Origin of the sequence: Actinosynnema sp. ALI-1.44 (assembly GCF_001984155.1) — a bacterium.
GTDB lineage: Bacteria > Actinomycetota > Actinomycetes > Mycobacteriales > Pseudonocardiaceae > Kibdelosporangium.
This window is the reverse complement of sequence record NZ_MTQO01000018.1, coordinates 1-15,479: the sequence shown is the minus strand read 5'-3', so window position 1 is coordinate 15,479 and position 15,479 is coordinate 1. Positions and strand designations below refer to the sequence as shown.

11 protein-coding genes are annotated in these 15,479 nt (G+C 68.7%); 6 read left to right on the top strand and 5 right to left on the bottom strand.

Features of this window, described 5'->3' with window-relative positions:
• Positions 1–83 precede the first annotated feature (83 nt).
• Positions 84–1,109, top strand: a complete 1,026-nt coding sequence (locus ALI144C_RS00605) for a helix-turn-helix transcriptional regulator (RefSeq protein ID WP_076985000.1) — start codon at positions 84–86, stop codon at positions 1,107–1,109.
• On the opposite strand, the gene ALI144C_RS00600 is transcribed toward ALI144C_RS00605, so the two are convergent.
• The 3 genes from ALI144C_RS00600 to ALI144C_RS00590 all read right to left on the bottom strand — a co-directional run bounded on the left by ALI144C_RS00600 (position 1,106) and on the right by ALI144C_RS00590 (position 6,611).
• Positions 1,106–4,720, bottom strand: a complete 3,615-nt coding sequence (locus tag ALI144C_RS00600; protein WP_076984999.1) for a S8 family peptidase — start codon at positions 4,718–4,720, stop codon at positions 1,106–1,108. The two genes, ALI144C_RS00605 and ALI144C_RS00600, sit on opposite strands and share 4 nt — an antisense overlap.
• Positions 4,721–5,059: 339 nt before the next feature.
• Positions 5,060–5,626, bottom strand: a complete 567-nt coding sequence (locus ALI144C_RS00595; RefSeq protein ID WP_076984998.1) for a TetR/AcrR family transcriptional regulator — start codon at positions 5,624–5,626, stop codon at positions 5,060–5,062.
• Positions 5,627–5,693: 67 nt separating this feature from the next.
• Positions 5,694–6,611 (bottom strand): helix-turn-helix transcriptional regulator, encoded by a 918-nt coding sequence (locus ALI144C_RS00590; protein WP_076984997.1) that lies wholly within the window; start codon positions 6,609–6,611, stop codon positions 5,694–5,696.
• A 205-nt stretch (positions 6,612–6,816) separates the two neighbouring features.
• Here ALI144C_RS00590 and ALI144C_RS00585 point away from each other — a divergent pair, with 205 nt between their 5' ends.
• From ALI144C_RS00585 to ALI144C_RS00575, 3 genes are read left to right on the top strand one after another with little or no spacing between them, the layout of a single operon-like run.
• A complete protein-coding gene (locus ALI144C_RS00585) occupies positions 6,817–8,034 on the top strand; it encodes a metallophosphoesterase family protein (protein WP_083752581.1) in 1,218 nt (405 codons plus the stop codon).
• 55 nt (positions 8,035–8,089) lie between these two features.
• Positions 8,090–9,286 (top strand): MFS transporter, encoded by a 1,197-nt coding sequence (locus tag ALI144C_RS00580; protein ID WP_076984996.1) that lies wholly within the window; start codon positions 8,090–8,092, stop codon positions 9,284–9,286.
• The gene (locus ALI144C_RS00575; RefSeq protein WP_076984995.1) at positions 9,283–10,185 is read left to right on the top strand and encodes a TolB family protein; all 903 of its coding nucleotides are present in this window, start codon (positions 9,283–9,285) and stop codon (positions 10,183–10,185) included. The genes ALI144C_RS00580 and ALI144C_RS00575 overlap by 4 nt, the downstream gene beginning before the upstream one ends.
• On the opposite strand, the gene ALI144C_RS00570 is transcribed toward ALI144C_RS00575, so the two are convergent.
• Positions 10,149–10,655: a MarR family winged helix-turn-helix transcriptional regulator gene (locus ALI144C_RS00570; RefSeq protein WP_076984994.1), complete on the bottom strand. Its 507-nt coding sequence runs from the start codon at positions 10,653–10,655 to the stop codon at positions 10,149–10,151. The two genes, ALI144C_RS00575 and ALI144C_RS00570, sit on opposite strands and share 37 nt — an antisense overlap.
• A 69-nt stretch (positions 10,656–10,724) precedes the next feature.
• On the opposite strand from ALI144C_RS00570, the gene ALI144C_RS00565 reads away from it, so the two are divergent.
• On the top strand, positions 10,725–12,728 hold the full coding sequence (locus tag ALI144C_RS00565) for an MMPL family transporter (protein ID WP_076985015.1): 2,004 nt from the start codon (positions 10,725–10,727) through the stop codon (positions 12,726–12,728).
• Here ALI144C_RS00565 and ALI144C_RS00560 read toward each other — a convergent pair.
• Complete coding sequence (locus tag ALI144C_RS00560; RefSeq protein WP_143230302.1) at positions 12,718–14,904, bottom strand: tetratricopeptide repeat protein; 2,187 nt, start codon at positions 14,902–14,904, stop codon at positions 12,718–12,720. The genes ALI144C_RS00565 and ALI144C_RS00560 overlap by 11 nt on opposite strands.
• A gap of 215 nt (positions 14,905–15,119) precedes the next feature.
• Between ALI144C_RS00560 and ALI144C_RS00555 the strand changes: the two genes are divergently transcribed.
• Positions 15,120–15,344, top strand: coding sequence for a hypothetical protein (locus ALI144C_RS00555; RefSeq protein WP_076984992.1), 225 nt, complete (start codon positions 15,120–15,122; stop codon positions 15,342–15,344).
• Positions 15,345–15,479 lie beyond the last annotated feature (135 nt).

Genomic DNA, 15,479 nt, shown 5'->3' with positions numbered 1-15,479 from the left:
TTCGCCACCGGGCCTGACCTGGATCTTCCGGCTTGGTCACTTGTGCTCGGTGATCGGTATACACGCGCTTTACGCTGCATGACGTGCTGGAAGCCATTGGGATGACGCCGGACGAGGAACGCGTGTACCGGCAGGTCGTGGGGGCGTTCCGGGCGGAGCCCGCGGACATCGCCGACCGGCTCGGGTTCGGGGTGGACGAGGTGCTGGAGATCCTGCAGTCGCTGCACACCAAGGGCCTGATCACCAAGGTCGCGCCGAACGAGCAGCGGTACGTGCCCGCGCCGCCGGACGTCGCGTTCGGCCCGCTGCTGCTGCGCGGGCAGGAGTCGCTGGAATGGGCGCGCAACGCCGTCGCCGAGCTGGTCGAGGAGTACCGGGGCAGTGCGCGCAGGCGGGACCCGTCCCAGCTGGTGGAAGTGGTCACCGGGAAGGCCGCGATCCGCCAGCAGGTGGTGCAGCTGCAGCTCAACGCCAAGTACGAGACGCGGTGGTTCTGCCGGGCCGGTCACGTGGTCATGCCCGCGTCGGAGAACACCGAGCAGTTCGAGGCACAGGCCAGGGGAGTGCGGTACCGGGTCCTCTACGAACGGGAGCTGCTGGAGGAACCCGGCATGATCGAGAGTGTGGCCGCGGGTGTCCGGCACGGCGAGGTCGCCAGGTCCGTGGCAACGCTGCCGGTCCGGCTCGGCATCGCCGACGACTCGATCGCGCTGTGCCCGCTGGTCCCGCACGCCGACGGCGTCACCGAGCCCACCGCGGCACTGGTCAGGGAAAGCAACCTGCTCACCGCGTTGATCGCGTTGTTCGAAAGCTACTGGGAACGCGGGTCGCCGCTGCTGGTCGACCAGTCCGACCGGGTCGACGCCGACGAGCGGTTCCTGCTGTCGTTGCTGGTCAGCGGGGTCACCGACAAGGCGATCGCGACCCAGTTGCAGGTCAGCCAGCGCACCGTGCAACGCAAGATCTCCGACGTGATGCGACGGGTCAACGCCCAGACGCGCATGCAGCTGGCGTGGGAGGTCAGCAGGCGCGGATGGCTGGAAACGGCAGACCCCGGTCTCCACGAGGGGTGGAGACCGGGGCCCACTGGCGCCGTGGCCTCTGGTTAGCGAAGGCCGTACGCCCGCAACACCGTCTGGTCGACGGCGTTGCCCGCCGCGTCAACGCCCTGCACACGCAACGCGACGAAACCGTTCGTCCGGTCGAACCTGGGGTGGTCGATCACGGCACGTCCCTGGCGGTCGACCTGGACCTCCCGCCAGCCCTTCCCGTCGTCATAGGACACCCACGCCTTGAACTTCGCCGATGTGGGGCCGTTCTGGTGACGGGCGTGCAAGCCGACGGTCACCCGGCGGTCAGCCGGGAGTTTGTTGGTCAGATCGGCCGGTACTGAGTAGTCCACTTGGAGCAACGGGAGCTGACCGTCGCCCTTCTGCGACTTGAACGTCCACGCGCTGTCCGTGCGGGTGGCGAACTGCCAGTTCTCCCCCGTGCGCTCGACGGTCATCTCCAGCCGGTAGGTAGCCGGTTCGGGGGAGACCTGGAAGTCACGCCACGCGTCCGGCGCCGACGTCAGCAGCTTGCCGTCCTTGAACAGCCGTGCGGACTGCTTGTCCGGCAACTCGCCGAAGTCGTCGTTGGTGAACGCGTAGTGCGTGTTCGCGCCGTCGCTGAACTCCGGGATCCGCAGCCGCAGCGTGTCGCCGTTGCGCGTGGACTGCATGTCGGGGACGCCCCTGGGGATGGCGGGACGGGTGATCGGTGAGTACCACTCGTCCTCGACGCGTTCCCCCGCGCGGTACTTGCGCGGCGCCTCCAGCATGCCACCGAGCAGCGGGTTCATGCTCTCCCAGCTGAGCTGGTGCTTGACCCGGTGCTGCCAGGTCGTGTCGCCCGCGGTCACCCATTCCTCGCGGACCGACGGGCTGGCCACGATCCGCTGGTACTGGTTGACAGCCGTCTTCTGCCACGGCCGCCAGCCGAACCGCTGCTCCTTGAGCTGATTGTCGCCACCGGACTCGTGGTATGCGGTCCGCACAACGGCCGAGTTGCGCTCGTTGACCCGGTACACCACGCGGTTGGGGACCTGACCCTGTTCGACGTGCATCACGTCGTACAGGTACGGACTTTCCGGGACGCCGTGCAGGAACACGAACACCGGGAAGTGCCTGCCCGCTTCGATCAGCCGCTTGCCCTCCTCGAAGGTCACACTGGCCGTCGGGATCGGCAGGTCACGGCTGGTCCTGGCCTGCGCGCTCCATTCCTCGGGGTCCGCGATCAGCACCATCGCCGCGCCCGCCTTGGCGGCGTTGCCCGCGAGTACGACGTCGTCGTACTGCTCAGGTGTCGGCCTGACCAGGGCGATCTTGCCGCGGACGTCCTTGCCCCGGTAGTCCCCGGGTTGCCCGGCGCCGACCGGTACCGTCTGCCACAGCCGGATTCCCTTGATCTTCGGGGAGCCGGCGATGTACTCCGGTTCCAGCTTGGTGTTCGGTGCCAGCGGGGTGGCGGTGAGCACCGGCGCGACCAGCGACCAGCGGCTGCCGAACTCGAAAGCCCCGTCCCGCACCTTCTCGGTCGGCGAGACGTACAGCTTGCGGGTGCCCTCGAACTTCATCACGTAGTTGGTGATGTTGCGGTTGCCGAACTCGCGGTGCGCGTAGAAGCTGAAGATCCCCTTCTGCCGCGACGGCTGCGGTGTCTCGACGACGACCTGTGTGGCCTCGCGGGCGTCCACCGTCACCGTGGTGTCCTTGGTGACCCGGACTGTCGGCTTGACCACCATGTACGCGCTTTTCTCGTTCTCGGTGACCATGGCGGAGAGGTAGTAGTTGCCCTCGGCCACCACCGTTTCCCACGTACCGTCGGGCTTCGGGGTCCAGCGGTTGTCGAACCGGGAGTCTTCTCCCCAGATCGACAACAGCGGCAAGAACCCCGGCTTGCCCTTGGTGTCCAGGGGAACGACGATCACCTTGTGCTGTGGTGCCTCCTTGTTCAGGCCGACCGCGGTGTGCACGAGCACGCCGTTGGCCGTGGCCGTCAGGCGTCCGCCGTACGTGCCGTGCTTCAGTTTCGGGCCGTCCGCGGTGATCCCGACGGTCGCGGTGCCACCCGGCTGGATCTCCACAGTGGACTTGTCCAGGCGGACGGCGTCACCGGCGGGGGTCCCGCTGAACGACTTGAGGTCGAGCGCCAGGGTCAGGGTGACCGGTGCGGGGGTGGCGTTGGTGTACGTGGTCTCCTTGCGTACGACGGTGTCTGTGACAGCGCCGATGCTGAGCGTCCCGGTGGCGTACACGCCCTGCTTGACCGCGCGCGGGACGTCGACCCGGCCGCCGCCCTGCTCGAACACGGTCATGTCGGCGGGTTTCGACGTGCTGGCCAACGCGTCCTTGAGCTGCTTGCCCGTCCAGGTCGGGTTGCGCTGGGCCAGGATCGCCGCGGCACCCGCGACGTGCGGCGTGGCCATCGACGTGCCGGACGCGGCGGTGTACTTGTCGTCGACCGGGTTGCCCATCGAGGTGCCCGCCGCTCGGGCGGCCACGATGTCCACACCCGGCGCGGTGATGTCCGGCTTCACGGCCATGTCGGTCACGCGTGGCCCGCGGCTGGAGAAGTCCGCGAGCTTCTCGGCCCGGTCGACCGCGCCGACAGTCAGCGCCGCGTCAGCGGAACCCGGGGTGCCGACGCTGTACGGGCCACTCGCGCCGTCGTTGCCCGCGGCGACGACGAACAGCGTGCCGGTGCGTTCGCTGATCTCGTTGAGGCCCTGGCTCATCGGGTCGCTGCCGTCGGTCGGGGCGCCGCCGAGGCTCAGGTTGACGATCTTGGCGCCGGAGTTGGCCGCCCACTCCATCCCGGCGAGGATCCACGACTCGTAGCCGGAGCCCTCGTCGTCCAGCACCTTGCCGACCAGCAGCTTCGCCCCGGGAGCCACGCCCTTGCGGATGCCGTTGCCCGCCACGGTGGCCGCGACGTGCGTGCCGTGGCCGACGTGGTCGACGGTGTCCGCCGTGGTGGTGAAGTTGGCCGAACCGGCGATCTTGCCCTTCAGATCGGGGTGACCGGCGTCGGCGCCGGTGTCCAGCACGGCGACGGTCGTGCCGGTGCCGTCGTACCCGGCGGCCCACGCCTCCGGCGCGCCGATCTGCGGGACGCTGTGGTCCAGTGACGCCCGCACCTTGCGGTCGAGGGAGATCCGCTCGACGCCGCTCGCGGACTGCCAGAACTCACCAGCCCGGCGCTTGTCGGCCCGGACAGCCTGGCTGCGCACGCTCGCCAGCGTCACCCCGGCCTCGGCCGCGGCCAGCGTCGCGCGCTGCGGTCCATACCGGACGATCAGCGGCAACTGCTGCGTCTGCTCGTCGGTGTAGCCCTGCCGGACGAGTTCGGTGATGTTGAACAGGGCGCGGTCGAGCCGTCTGCTGGTCAGCGACGGCACGGCGTCCTGCGGGAACACGAACAGGTTGCCGTCGACCTCCTGCTGGTGGAAGGCGATCTGCTCGCGACCGGGGCCGGGCTGGATGGCCGCGGCCTGCTTGCCGTCCGGTAGCTGTTCGATGTGGACGGTATCGCCGGTGACCAGGGTGATGGCGTGCCGGACAGCCTTGCCGGTGGCGCCAGGCGCCGCTGGGGCAGGCGCGGCGCCTGCGACCTGCGCGGCGCCGAGGACGAGTGCACCGGCGCAGCCGATGGCGAGTAAGCGTGATCTCCAGTGCATCGCACCAGCGTCGGGGCAGCGGGTGGATCAGTCACTACCTGGCCGGTGTCACAGATGCGACATGTCGCAACTATGACGTCGTTGCGGGTAACGGCAGAGCCGGTATGGGCTGGGGTCGAAGCCGCGTATCAGGCGTGGTCCACGGAGTTCGCCCGCGGCCTCGGCGAGCCGGTTGTGGTCGTCGACGCGTTGCGCGAACCGAAACCCTCGTGCGTGACGGCCCCGGAAACCCGGATGCGCGTTCTCGAGCAGGCGATCCGCACCATTCGTGTGGCGACCCCTCAGGCAGCGGTCTTCTTGAACGCCACGGATCCGGCGGCCGAGCCTCGGTCGGCGCTGTCACCTCGATCGGCGCAGCCCCGCGATGAGAACGTCGACGAGTTGGCGGGCGTCGTAGCGGGGATCGTCGGCGCCGATACAGAGGTTTCCGACGCCGCGCATGAGCTGCAGCGCTGTGAGGTCGGAGCGGATCTCGCCCGCGGCGGCCGCTGCGTCGAGCAGTTCGGCGCAGACGGGCACCAGGCGGTCGAGGAAGTACGTGTGCAGGGTGTCGAAGCCGCCCTTGTCGGACCGCAGGACCTCGGCGAGGCCGTGTTTGGTGACCAGGAAGTCGACGAACAGGTTGATCCACTTCCGCAACGCGGTGTGCGGGGACTCGCTGTCGGCCAGCAGCGCCGGTCCGGCTTCGGCGCACGCATCCACCTGGTGCCGGTAGACGGCGATGATGAGGTCCGCGCGGGTGGGGAAGTGGCGGTAGATCGTCCCCATGCCGACACCGGCCTTGGCCGCGATGTCGCGCACCGGCGCGTCCACACCTGACGTGACGAAAACCGCCGCGGCCGCGGCGAGCAGGGTTTTCTCGTTGCGGCGGGCGTCGGCGCGTTTCGAACGTCCCTCGTTGCTCACCGTGCGACCCTCCGCGCTGACTGGAACATGGTTCCGTATGATAATGGAGCGATGTTCCGTTTGTCTGTCAGTAGCTCCATTCGACTCCGTACTGGCCAGGCGCCGCGTCCAGCGTGATGAACTGGTACGTGGTGGTGCGTTCGTCGAAGGTCGCTCCGGGCCGGTTCTCCCGGGGCAGCACGCGGCGGGGCTGGAAGTAGCCGAAGCACGTGCGCGGCAGCATCGCCGGGTCGAACGCGACGTGCAGCACCATCTCCCGCGCCGGCCGGTGGATCGCGATCTGGGTGTGCCTGCTCGTCTGGCCGGGTGGGAACCGCAGCGCGAACTCCACCGCGGCCAGTTCCCCGGCGGCCAGCGGACGGTCGAGGGCGAACTCGAACACCGACGTCGAGCTCGGGACGTCAGCGCGGAACCTGGCCACCTGGCACCCCTCGGTGAACGTGACCACGGGTGCGGTGGGCAGCGCACTGCACCGCATCACGAACATGAACCTGGTCGTGGCGTCGTGGTCGGCGCGCACGAGCCTGCGTACGCGCATCGACTCCTCGAAACCCTGTGCGTTGACGCGGCACGACACGAACTGCGAGAGCCGGTGCGGGGTGTCCAGGTCCGCGGGCACAGCATCTATTTTGGACAACGCGCGGGCCACGTTCTCCGGCCTGCGCCAGATCTGGTCGTAGGTGACGGCCTGGTCGGGGCGCCGGCCGGTCATCCGGCCACGGGGCCTGCGGGGGCCGAGCAACGAGGTCAGCGTCCGCGGGCGCTGGCCAAGCATCACCTCGAGCGCCGCGACCGCGGCGAGAGAACTCGCGCGTTCCGGGCGGTTCTCGCCGTTCTGCCAGTAGCTCAACGCGCTCACGCTCACCGGCGTGCCGCGGTCACGCAAGCGCTGGCTGATCTCGTTCAGGCTCAGCCCGCTCTGCTCGATCGCCGCGCGCAACGCGGCCCCGAACTCGGCACAGGTGCGGGTGGTGGGTGCGGTCATCCCGGGATCCCTTCTGGAGGGTGCGGCGAGAGTACCCTGGCCTGGGCCGTTCAGAGTTGTCCAGTGACCGCTTGACCGATTCGTTGACTCGCGGCCCAGCGGCGATAAAGTCGTTCGAGGACTTCAAAAACACGCGCCGACCTGCGAGAACACCACCGGTGTCGTGGTGGAAGTCCTTTCCCTGCACCCTGTTGGAGGATGGGCGATGAGATCTTCCCTGCGCCGACGATGGCGTCGTTCCCTGATCTGCACAGCGGCCGTGGCGGTCGTTGTTGTTGCCGCGCAACCACCTGCTGTCTCCCAGGTCCCCGAAGTCCAGCAGATCGCCGAGCCCGGCGTGACCACCGGCAAGGTGGCGCGCTCGTTCTCCGGTGGCGACGTGTGTGCGCCCGGTGCGAAGTGGATGCGGATCCGGTTCACCGAACTGTCGTTGCGCGGCAACGACTCCGTCACGCTCGCCGGGTCGCGTTCCGGCGTGTACACCCTCACCGCGGTCCATTGGCCGGGCAAAGCGTTCCACACCAGGGCGTTCGAGGGCGACTGTGTTCGTGTCACGGCGAACTTCGCCGACAGCGGCAGCAGCTACGCCATCGACTCCTACCAGGCCGGTGCGAACGAACTGGCCCAGGCGACGTCGATCGTCGCCGCGGTCGGCGACCTGTGCGGATCGTCGTGCGACCAGACCGCGGCCGTGGTCAAGAACATGAACGCCCAGGCGCTCGTCCTGGCCGGGGACAACGCCTACGACTCCGGCAGCCTGAACGAGTACCGGCAGCGCTACGACCCGAACTACGGCCAGTTCAGGTCGATCGTCCACCCGACGCCGGGCAACCACGAGTACAGAACGCCATCGGCGGCCGGGTACTTCGACTACTTCGGCTCGCTGGCAGGCGAACGCGGCAAGGGCTACTACAGCTTCGACGTGGGCGACTGGCATTTCGTCGCGTTGAACTCCAACATCTCCCGCACCGCGTCCTCGGCGCAGGTCACGTGGCTGAAGCAGGACCTGGCCGCGAGCACCAAGCCGTGCACCGCCGCGTACTGGCACCACCCGCGCTTCAGCCGCGGCGACCACGGCGACAACACGTCCATCACGCCGTTCTTCGAGGCGCTGTACAACGCCAAGGCGGACCTCGTCGTGGTCGGTCACGACCACAACTACCAGCGGTTCGCGCCGTCCAAACCGAACGGTGCCCGTGACGACGTCAACGGCGTGCGGCAACTGCTGGTCGGCACCGGCGGCCGTGGGTTCTACAGCTACGACATGAACTCGGCGGCTGTCCAGGAGGCAGGCAACGCCAAGACCTTCGGCGTCGCCAAGCTGACGCTCACCGCGACGGGCTACCGCCACGACTTCGTGCCGGTCGCCGGACGCACGTACACCGACACCGTGTCCGGAAAGTGCCACAAGGCAACTGGGTGAGTGTGGGGACGGCGTACCGCTTCGGCGGTGCGCCGCATCCCGGAAAGGTTCCGCGATGTACGTCTCCTCCATCCGCTCATCCGACCTGCCTGCGGGCCGGTCGACCCACGCGGTGTCCTCCACAGTCATCGGGCTTGGCGTGGTGAGCCTGATCACCGACATGTCCGCCGAGATGGTCACCGCCGTGCTGCCGCTCTACCTGGTCTACGGACTGGGCGTCGGCTACCTGCAACTCGGTGCGATCGACGGCCTGTACACCGGTGCGACGGCACTGTTGCGCCTGTTCGGTGGGCATCTGGCCGACCGGCTGCGCCGCCCGAAGGCTGTCGCGCTGGTCGGCTACGGCCTGTCAGCGGTGGCCAAGCTCGGGTTTCCGCTGGCCGGGCCGTCCCTGCCGGGCATCGGCCTGGTGATCGGCGTCGACCGGGCCGGGAAAGGCATCCGGACCGGCCCGCGCGACGCGATGATCACGCTGGCCACGCCGCCGGACGCGCTCGGCCGGGCGTTCGGCGTGCACCGGGCGCTGGACACGGCCGGGGCGCTGCTCGGCCCCTTGGTGGCGTTCGCCCTGCTCAGCCTGCTGCTCATGGATTACACCGCGGTGTTCGCGGTGAGTTTCTGCCTCGGCGTGATCGCGGTGGTGGTGCTGGCCCTGTTCGTTCGCGCACCACGCGGTACAGTCGCCGCACGGCCCGCGCTGAGCTGGGGACTCGTGCGAGACCGCGCTGTGCGACGCGTATGCCTGATCGCCGCGCTGCTCGGAGTGTGCACGGTCGGCGACATGTTCCTGTTCGTCGGGCTGCAACGCACAGCGGGCCTGCCAGCGGGTGTGCTGCCGCTGCTGCCGTTGGCGACCGCGCTGACGTTCATGGTGGCCGCCGCACCGGTCGGGCGGCTCGCTGACAAAGTGGGGCGGTGGCGGGTGTTCCTGGCTGGGCACGCCGTGTTGGTCATCGCGTACTTGGTTGTCGCGGCTTCATGGCATGGGTGGGTGATCGCGGCCTTGGTGACCGTCGCCCATGGCGTGTTCTACGCGTGTACCGACGGCGTGCTGATGGCGTTCGTCGGGCCGTTGGTACCGGAGTCCGTACGTGCCACTGGACTTGCGTTGGTGCAAACGGCACAGGCGTTGGCGCGTGCGGCAGGCGCGGTGTTGTTCGGCGTTGTCGCGACTGGACTCAACCTGGCTCCGGCGTTCGGTGTGTACGCCTTGGTGCTGGCTGGCGCGATCCTGATCGGAGCACGGCGATGAACCGGACATGGCTGGGTGTCGTGCTTGTTTCTGTTGTCGTGCTCGCTTGCGCGGCTTTCGTTGGCCTGCGGTCCGTTGGCGCGCAACGGGAAGAGCAGCTGGACCTCGGCAGTGGCGCGCTTGTGTACGTGGATTCGACCGGCCGTGTGCGTGAGGCTGAGCGCGGCGGGCCGAGTTGCCAACGGGTCGACGTGGCCGCGGGCACGCTGGTGTGTCTGCGCGTCACGGCTGTGCCGATGCAGTCCGAGCTGCTGGTGCTCGACGCGCGCGGGGAACGGCTTCGTCTGACCGAATGGGGCACACCGAGCCGGGCTCGTGTCGCGCCGACCGGGCGACTGGTGGCCTGGACGGTGTTCCGGGCCGGGGATTCGTACATCGGGGGCGTCGGGACGTTCTCCACCACGGCCGGGATCTACGACCTGGTGCACGGCAAGCACTACGGCTCGCTCGAGGACTTCGCGCTGCTGGTGGACGGTCGCCCGCACACCGCGGATGACGTGAACTACTGGGGCGTCACGTTCTCGCGTGACGACCGCACGTTCTACGCCACCGCGGCATCGGAAGGCAAGACCTGGCTGGTGCGCGGTTCGCTCGACACACGCACGTTGACGTCGTGGCGGGAGAACGTGGAGTGTCCGTCACTGTCTCCTGACGGCACGCGTATCGCCTACAAGTTCCGTATCGGCGATCGGTGGCGGTTGCACGTGCTCGACCTCGCGTCCGGCGGTGACACCGCCCTCGCGGAGCCCGAGCACGTCGACGACCAGCCACAGTGGCTCGACGACGACACGGTGGCGTACGCACGAGGACAGGCGGTGTACAAGGTGCCCGCGTCCGGTGCCGGGGCACCGGAGATGGTTCGTCAGGGCGCCTCGTCGCCTGCCGTGGCTCGCGGCTGACTCAACCGGGCGCGGGTCTGCGCTGTCGCGTCGATGCTGGCCGTGAGGAACCGGGCTATCACTGCCCGTTCGTCGTCGGAGAAGTCGCGCCACGCGCGGGACAGCTCAACACCCAACGGCCGGAAGAACCGCTCTCCGGCCTTCATGGCCGTCGGCGAGGTCGCCAGTTCGATCCGGCGCCGGTCGGTCTGGTCGCGATCTCGCCGGACGTGCCCGGCGGCCACCAGGCGGTCCAGCACCGTCGTGGTCGCCGACCCGCTCAGGTGCAGGGCGCGGGCGAGTTCGGTCGGGGTGATCGGTTCGCCGCGGCGGGTGGCCTCCATCACGATCACCAGCGCGTTCATGTCGGTGCGGTGCAGCCCGTGCGCGTCCCCGAACAGCCGCGTGAACTGGTCACTCTCCACAGTGAACCGCCGCAGCAGCCGGACGAGGGTGGCGTCGTCCGCCTCGGGTTCGTTCGCGCTCCGCACGGTCGCACTGTATCGTCCCCAGAAATTCGAAAACCGAACTATCGGAAATTCGAAGTGCTGGGAGGGTCCGTGTCGCGCAGGCGCTGGCTGTTGCCGTCCCTGCTGATCGTCGGCTGGCTGGCGCTCGGTGGGTTCAGCGGACCGTTCACGGGCAAGTTGGCCAAGGTCGCGGAGAACGACAGCGCCGCGTTCCTGCCCGAGTCCGCCGAGTCGACCAAGGTCGCCGAGCTCCAGCGGCAGCTCGCCGAACGGCAGGTCGTCCCGGCCATCGTCGTCGCCGAACGCCCCGGCGGGGTGACCGACGCCGACCAACGGTTCCTCGCCGAGCGGACCAGTCAGATCGCGACCGTCGCGCCGCCACGCCGCTCCGACGACGGCGAGGCCCTGCAGGTGGTCGTGCCCTTCGACGGCGGCGTGGACCCGGCAGACGCCGTCTCACGGGCCCGCGAGCTCCTGGCCAAGAACACCCCCGCGGGCCTGACCGTGCTGGTCACCGGCCCGGCGGCGCTGGGCGCGGACCTCGGTGAGGCGTTCTCCGGGATCGACGGCCTGCTGCTGCTCGTTGCGGGTGCGGTCGTCGCGGTGATCCTGATCCTGGTGTACCGCAGTCCGCTGCTGCCGTTCGTGGTGCTGCTGTCCAGTGTGTTCGCCTTGGGACTGGCCAGTCTGACGGTGTACGCGCTGACCACCAACGGCGTCATCGACCTGAATGGACAGAGCCAGGGCATCCTGTTCATCCTCGTGTTCGGCGCGGCGACCGACTACGCGTTGCTGCTCGTCTCGCGCTACCGCGAGGAACTGGCCACCACCCCGGACCGCCTGGAAGCCGTCGGGAAGGCGTGGCGCGCCACCGTCGAGCCGATCGTGGCGTCCGCGGGCACGGTGATACTCGGCGTGCTGTGCCTGTTGTTCAGCGATCTCCGGTCCAACCAGGGCCTCGGCCCGGTGGCCGCGATCGGGATCGGCGCCGCGTTGATCGTGTCGCTGACGTTCCTGCCCGCGGTGCTCGCCGTCCTCGGCCGTTCGGCGTTCTGGCCCTACCGGCCCAAAGCCGGGGTCGACGCCCGGGCCAAAGCCGGTGCGTGGGCGAAGGTCGGCCGGATCATCGCCGCCCGGCCGCGGCTGACCTGGGTCGTGACCAGCCTGGTTCTGCTGGCGGGCGTGGCGTTCCTGCCCCAGTTGCGCGCATCGGGAACCGCGCAGACCGACGTCTTCCTCAACCGCGCCGACTCGGTCACCGGACAGGAGATCCTGACCCGGCACTTCGTCGCGGGAGCAGGCAGTCCCACGGTGATCATCGCCAAGTCGGACAGGATCGACGAGGTCGCGGCGGCCGCCAGGGTCGACGGCGTGGCCGACGTCCGGATCACCGCCAGGTCAGGTGCCCTGGCCGAGGCCCAGGCCACGCTGTCCGCACCGGCGGACGCGAAACCCGCACTGGAGACGGTGAAACGCCTGCGCGGGGCCGTCCACGCCGTCCCCGGCGCCGACGCGCGGGTCGGCGGCCGGACCGCGACCCTGCTCGACACGCAGGAGATCTCGGTCAGGGACCGCAACGTGATCATCCCGATCGTCCTGGCCGTGATCTTCGTGGTGCTCGCGTTCCTCCTGCGGTCACTGCTCGCGCCCCTGCTGCTGATCGGGACGGTCGTGCTGTCCTACGCCGCGACTCTCGGCGTGTCCGCGATCGTGTTCAACCACGTGCTCGACTTCCCCGGCGCCGACCCGGTGGTGCCGTTGTTCGGGTTCGTGTTCCTGGTGGCACTGGGCATCGACTACAACATCTTCCTGATGACCAGGGTGCGGGAGGAAACGCTCCAGCACGGCACCCGCTCCGGTGTGCTGCGTGGCCTGACCGTCACCGGCGGTGTGATCACGTCGGCGGGTGTGGTGCTGGCGGCCACTTTCGCGGCGCTGGCGGTCCTGCCGATCCTTTTCCTCGCCCAGATCGCGTTCATCGTGGCGTTCGGCGTCCTGCTCGACACACTGATCGTCAGGTCCCTGCTGGTGCCCGCACTGGCCATGGACATCGGCGGACGCATCTGGTGGCCGTCGAAGCTCGCTAAGCACTGAGGGTGGCCAACGCGTCACGGGCACGCGTCGTCTTCGGGTGAGTGCCGCCGTGGACGACTTCGCACGCCGCGAGTGCGGACTCGAGGACCTCGATGGACTCCGCCCGTCGCCCGCGCGCGGCGAGGACGTTGCCGAGCTCGATCCGTGTCGCCAAGGTGTGGGGGTGGTCGGCGCCCAGGACACTGGTCCGGTCGGCCAGCACAGCCCGGAACTGCTCGTCGGCGAGTTCCAGATTCCCTTGCGCCTCATGCAGTTCCGCGATGTTGTGCCGAACAGTCAACACGTACGGGTGCTTCTCGCCGAGCGTGCGTAGCCGCTGTGCCAGCACGGCCTTGTACGCGTTGTGCGCCTGGCTGTACTCGCCCAATGAGGCCGCGATCCGCGCGAGGTCGTGCCGGGTGGTGATGGTGTTGTAGTGACCCACTCCCAGGACTTTCTCACGGATGGCCAGCACCGCCTGGTACTCCTTGCGGGCCCGGTGCGGGTCGCCGCCCTGGAAGACGGCCCACGCATGGTTGTGCTGTGCGCTCAGCGTCAACGGGTGCAGCTCGCCAAGGGTTTTCGTGCGCAACGCGATCACGTCACGGTATTCGGCCTCGGACTGCTCGTACTCGCCACAGGCCGACAACGTCCACGCGTAGTCATGGCGGGTGGCGAGCGTGTCCATGTGTTCCGCGCCCAACGCCGTCGTCCGCATGGTCAGGACTTTCCGGTAGCTGTCGAGCGCTCGCCGGTAGTCGCCGGTCCACATCGCGACGCGCCCCAGATTGTGTTCCGCCTTCAGCACGTCCGGGTGGTCCTCGGCCAGCTCCTTGGCGAGCTTGTGCGCCGCCTGACTGGAGACGGTCGCGAGCGAGTACCAACCGTAGTCGACCGCCAGATTGGTGATGGCGAACAAGTCCGTGCGGTCGGCGTATTCGAGCATCACCCGCAGGCATTCCTCCGGTACCCGGTCGGCCGGAGTCGTCCTGCGCTGCACGCTGTCGACGAGATAGTCGAACACGGTGTAGCCGTTCGCGTCGTCGCCGTGCAGGAGCGCGGTCGTTGCTTGTTGTTTCTCGGTTGCCCACTCAAACGCGTCGTCCAGCGATTCCGGGGCCAGTTTGCTTCCGCCATGAGCCGCCAGATAGTGCTCATGCAACCGGGTGAGCAGTTCGCGGCTCAACGGTCGCACCAACCCGGTTCGCCTGCAATCCACAGCCGCCGTGACAAGTGCCGCGCCACGCGGATTCTGCCCTGGTGCGTGCGCGTCCTGCCACCGTGACAGCAGTTGTGGGCCGGCGGCGAGATATTCGGCTATGCCGTATTCGCTCGCCCGGGTGACCGCTGTGGCGATTCGGGGGTCTTCACCGGCTATTGCCGTCGCGCTCACGATCTCGGCAGGGGAGAATCGCCGCTCGATACGGAGCGTCACCGCCAACGACAACACCTGACGCACTTCGCGCTCGCTCGTCCGGTTGGACTCGTCCCCGCTTCGGCCGAGGTCGAGCAGCCTGCTGCGTTCCTCGGCCCGCAACGTCGCGCACACCAGGACCTGGCGGCCAAGGCCTCGCAGCGCGGCCACGTGGTTGGCGGTCAACCCGTCGACGGCACCGAGATACCGCTCCAGGTCGTCCAACCACAGCACGCAGGGCTTGCCCGACTGCCGCACATGCTGGACAGCGGCCGGGACGTCGTTGCGCGACCGGGGGATCAGCAGCGTGTCCGCCGGGCGCACGGCCCGCACGGCCTCGTGGGCGGTCCGGCTTTTGCCTGCCGTGGAGTCGCCGACCAGCACGACGAAGCCGCCCTGCGAAACCGCCTGGCGGAATTCCTCGTCGATGTCTCTGGCCACATAAGGAGGAACCGATGCGGAAACGTTTCCGTCCTCGATCGCGACAGCGGTCTGGTGCACGCCGAGCAGCGTCGGATCAGTGACATCCCGAACCCGCGGCAAACGCCGCCCGTCCACCGAGAAACACCCGTTCAGGACTGCCTTGTGCGACTGGTCCCGCTGCTCAAGCCCGGATTCACCGCGACGCCGGGCGTGATCGATGAAAGCGCCCAGACCAGCGCATACGACGACCGCGCCGACCGCGAGCCACGGCGAGGCCGCACTGGCGGGCTTCAGCACCGCGGGTATCACCGCGATACCCGCGCCGACCGCCGCCAACACAATGGTCCAGAATCGCCGCACACGCCACCCCTTCGGCCGACTTGGCCGTGCCACTCCGGGGATCGCCGGGGTCGTGCCACCCGTTAGCGGTTCGGATCACGACCACCCGTTCGGTGTTGATTGAGATGTGCTCGGCCTCGTTCATGCACGTCCTTTGTAAGACCGTTTGTAAGAGTTCCGTACGGGCACCCGCCAACCCGTTGCCGGTGTCCGGCCGGCGCACCGAGACTGGCCGCATGGCCGCACTCGGGGATCGCGCCAGCACGCGCCGCCTACTGGACCGGTTCGAGCCCGTGCTGCCGCCGTTGCTGGCCGGGGAACGCTCGGCGGCCGCGTCCCTGCCCGCGTCCGGCCTGGAGATCCCGAAAGGCGCCATCGGCGACGCGTTCCTCGCGCTCGGCAAACCCCAGAGCGGCGAGGGCCCCGACTTCCCGGGCCGGATGGACACCCTGTTCCGGTGACCGAGGGGTACGCGGGACGCAACGAATGCCACATTGGTTGCGTTTTTGGCAACGAAGGCCACTTGAGTTCAGAGGGTCGTCGCAACACCGGTGATCGGAGGTTGTGATGGTGGGTCGTGTTCCGTTGGGGCGTGG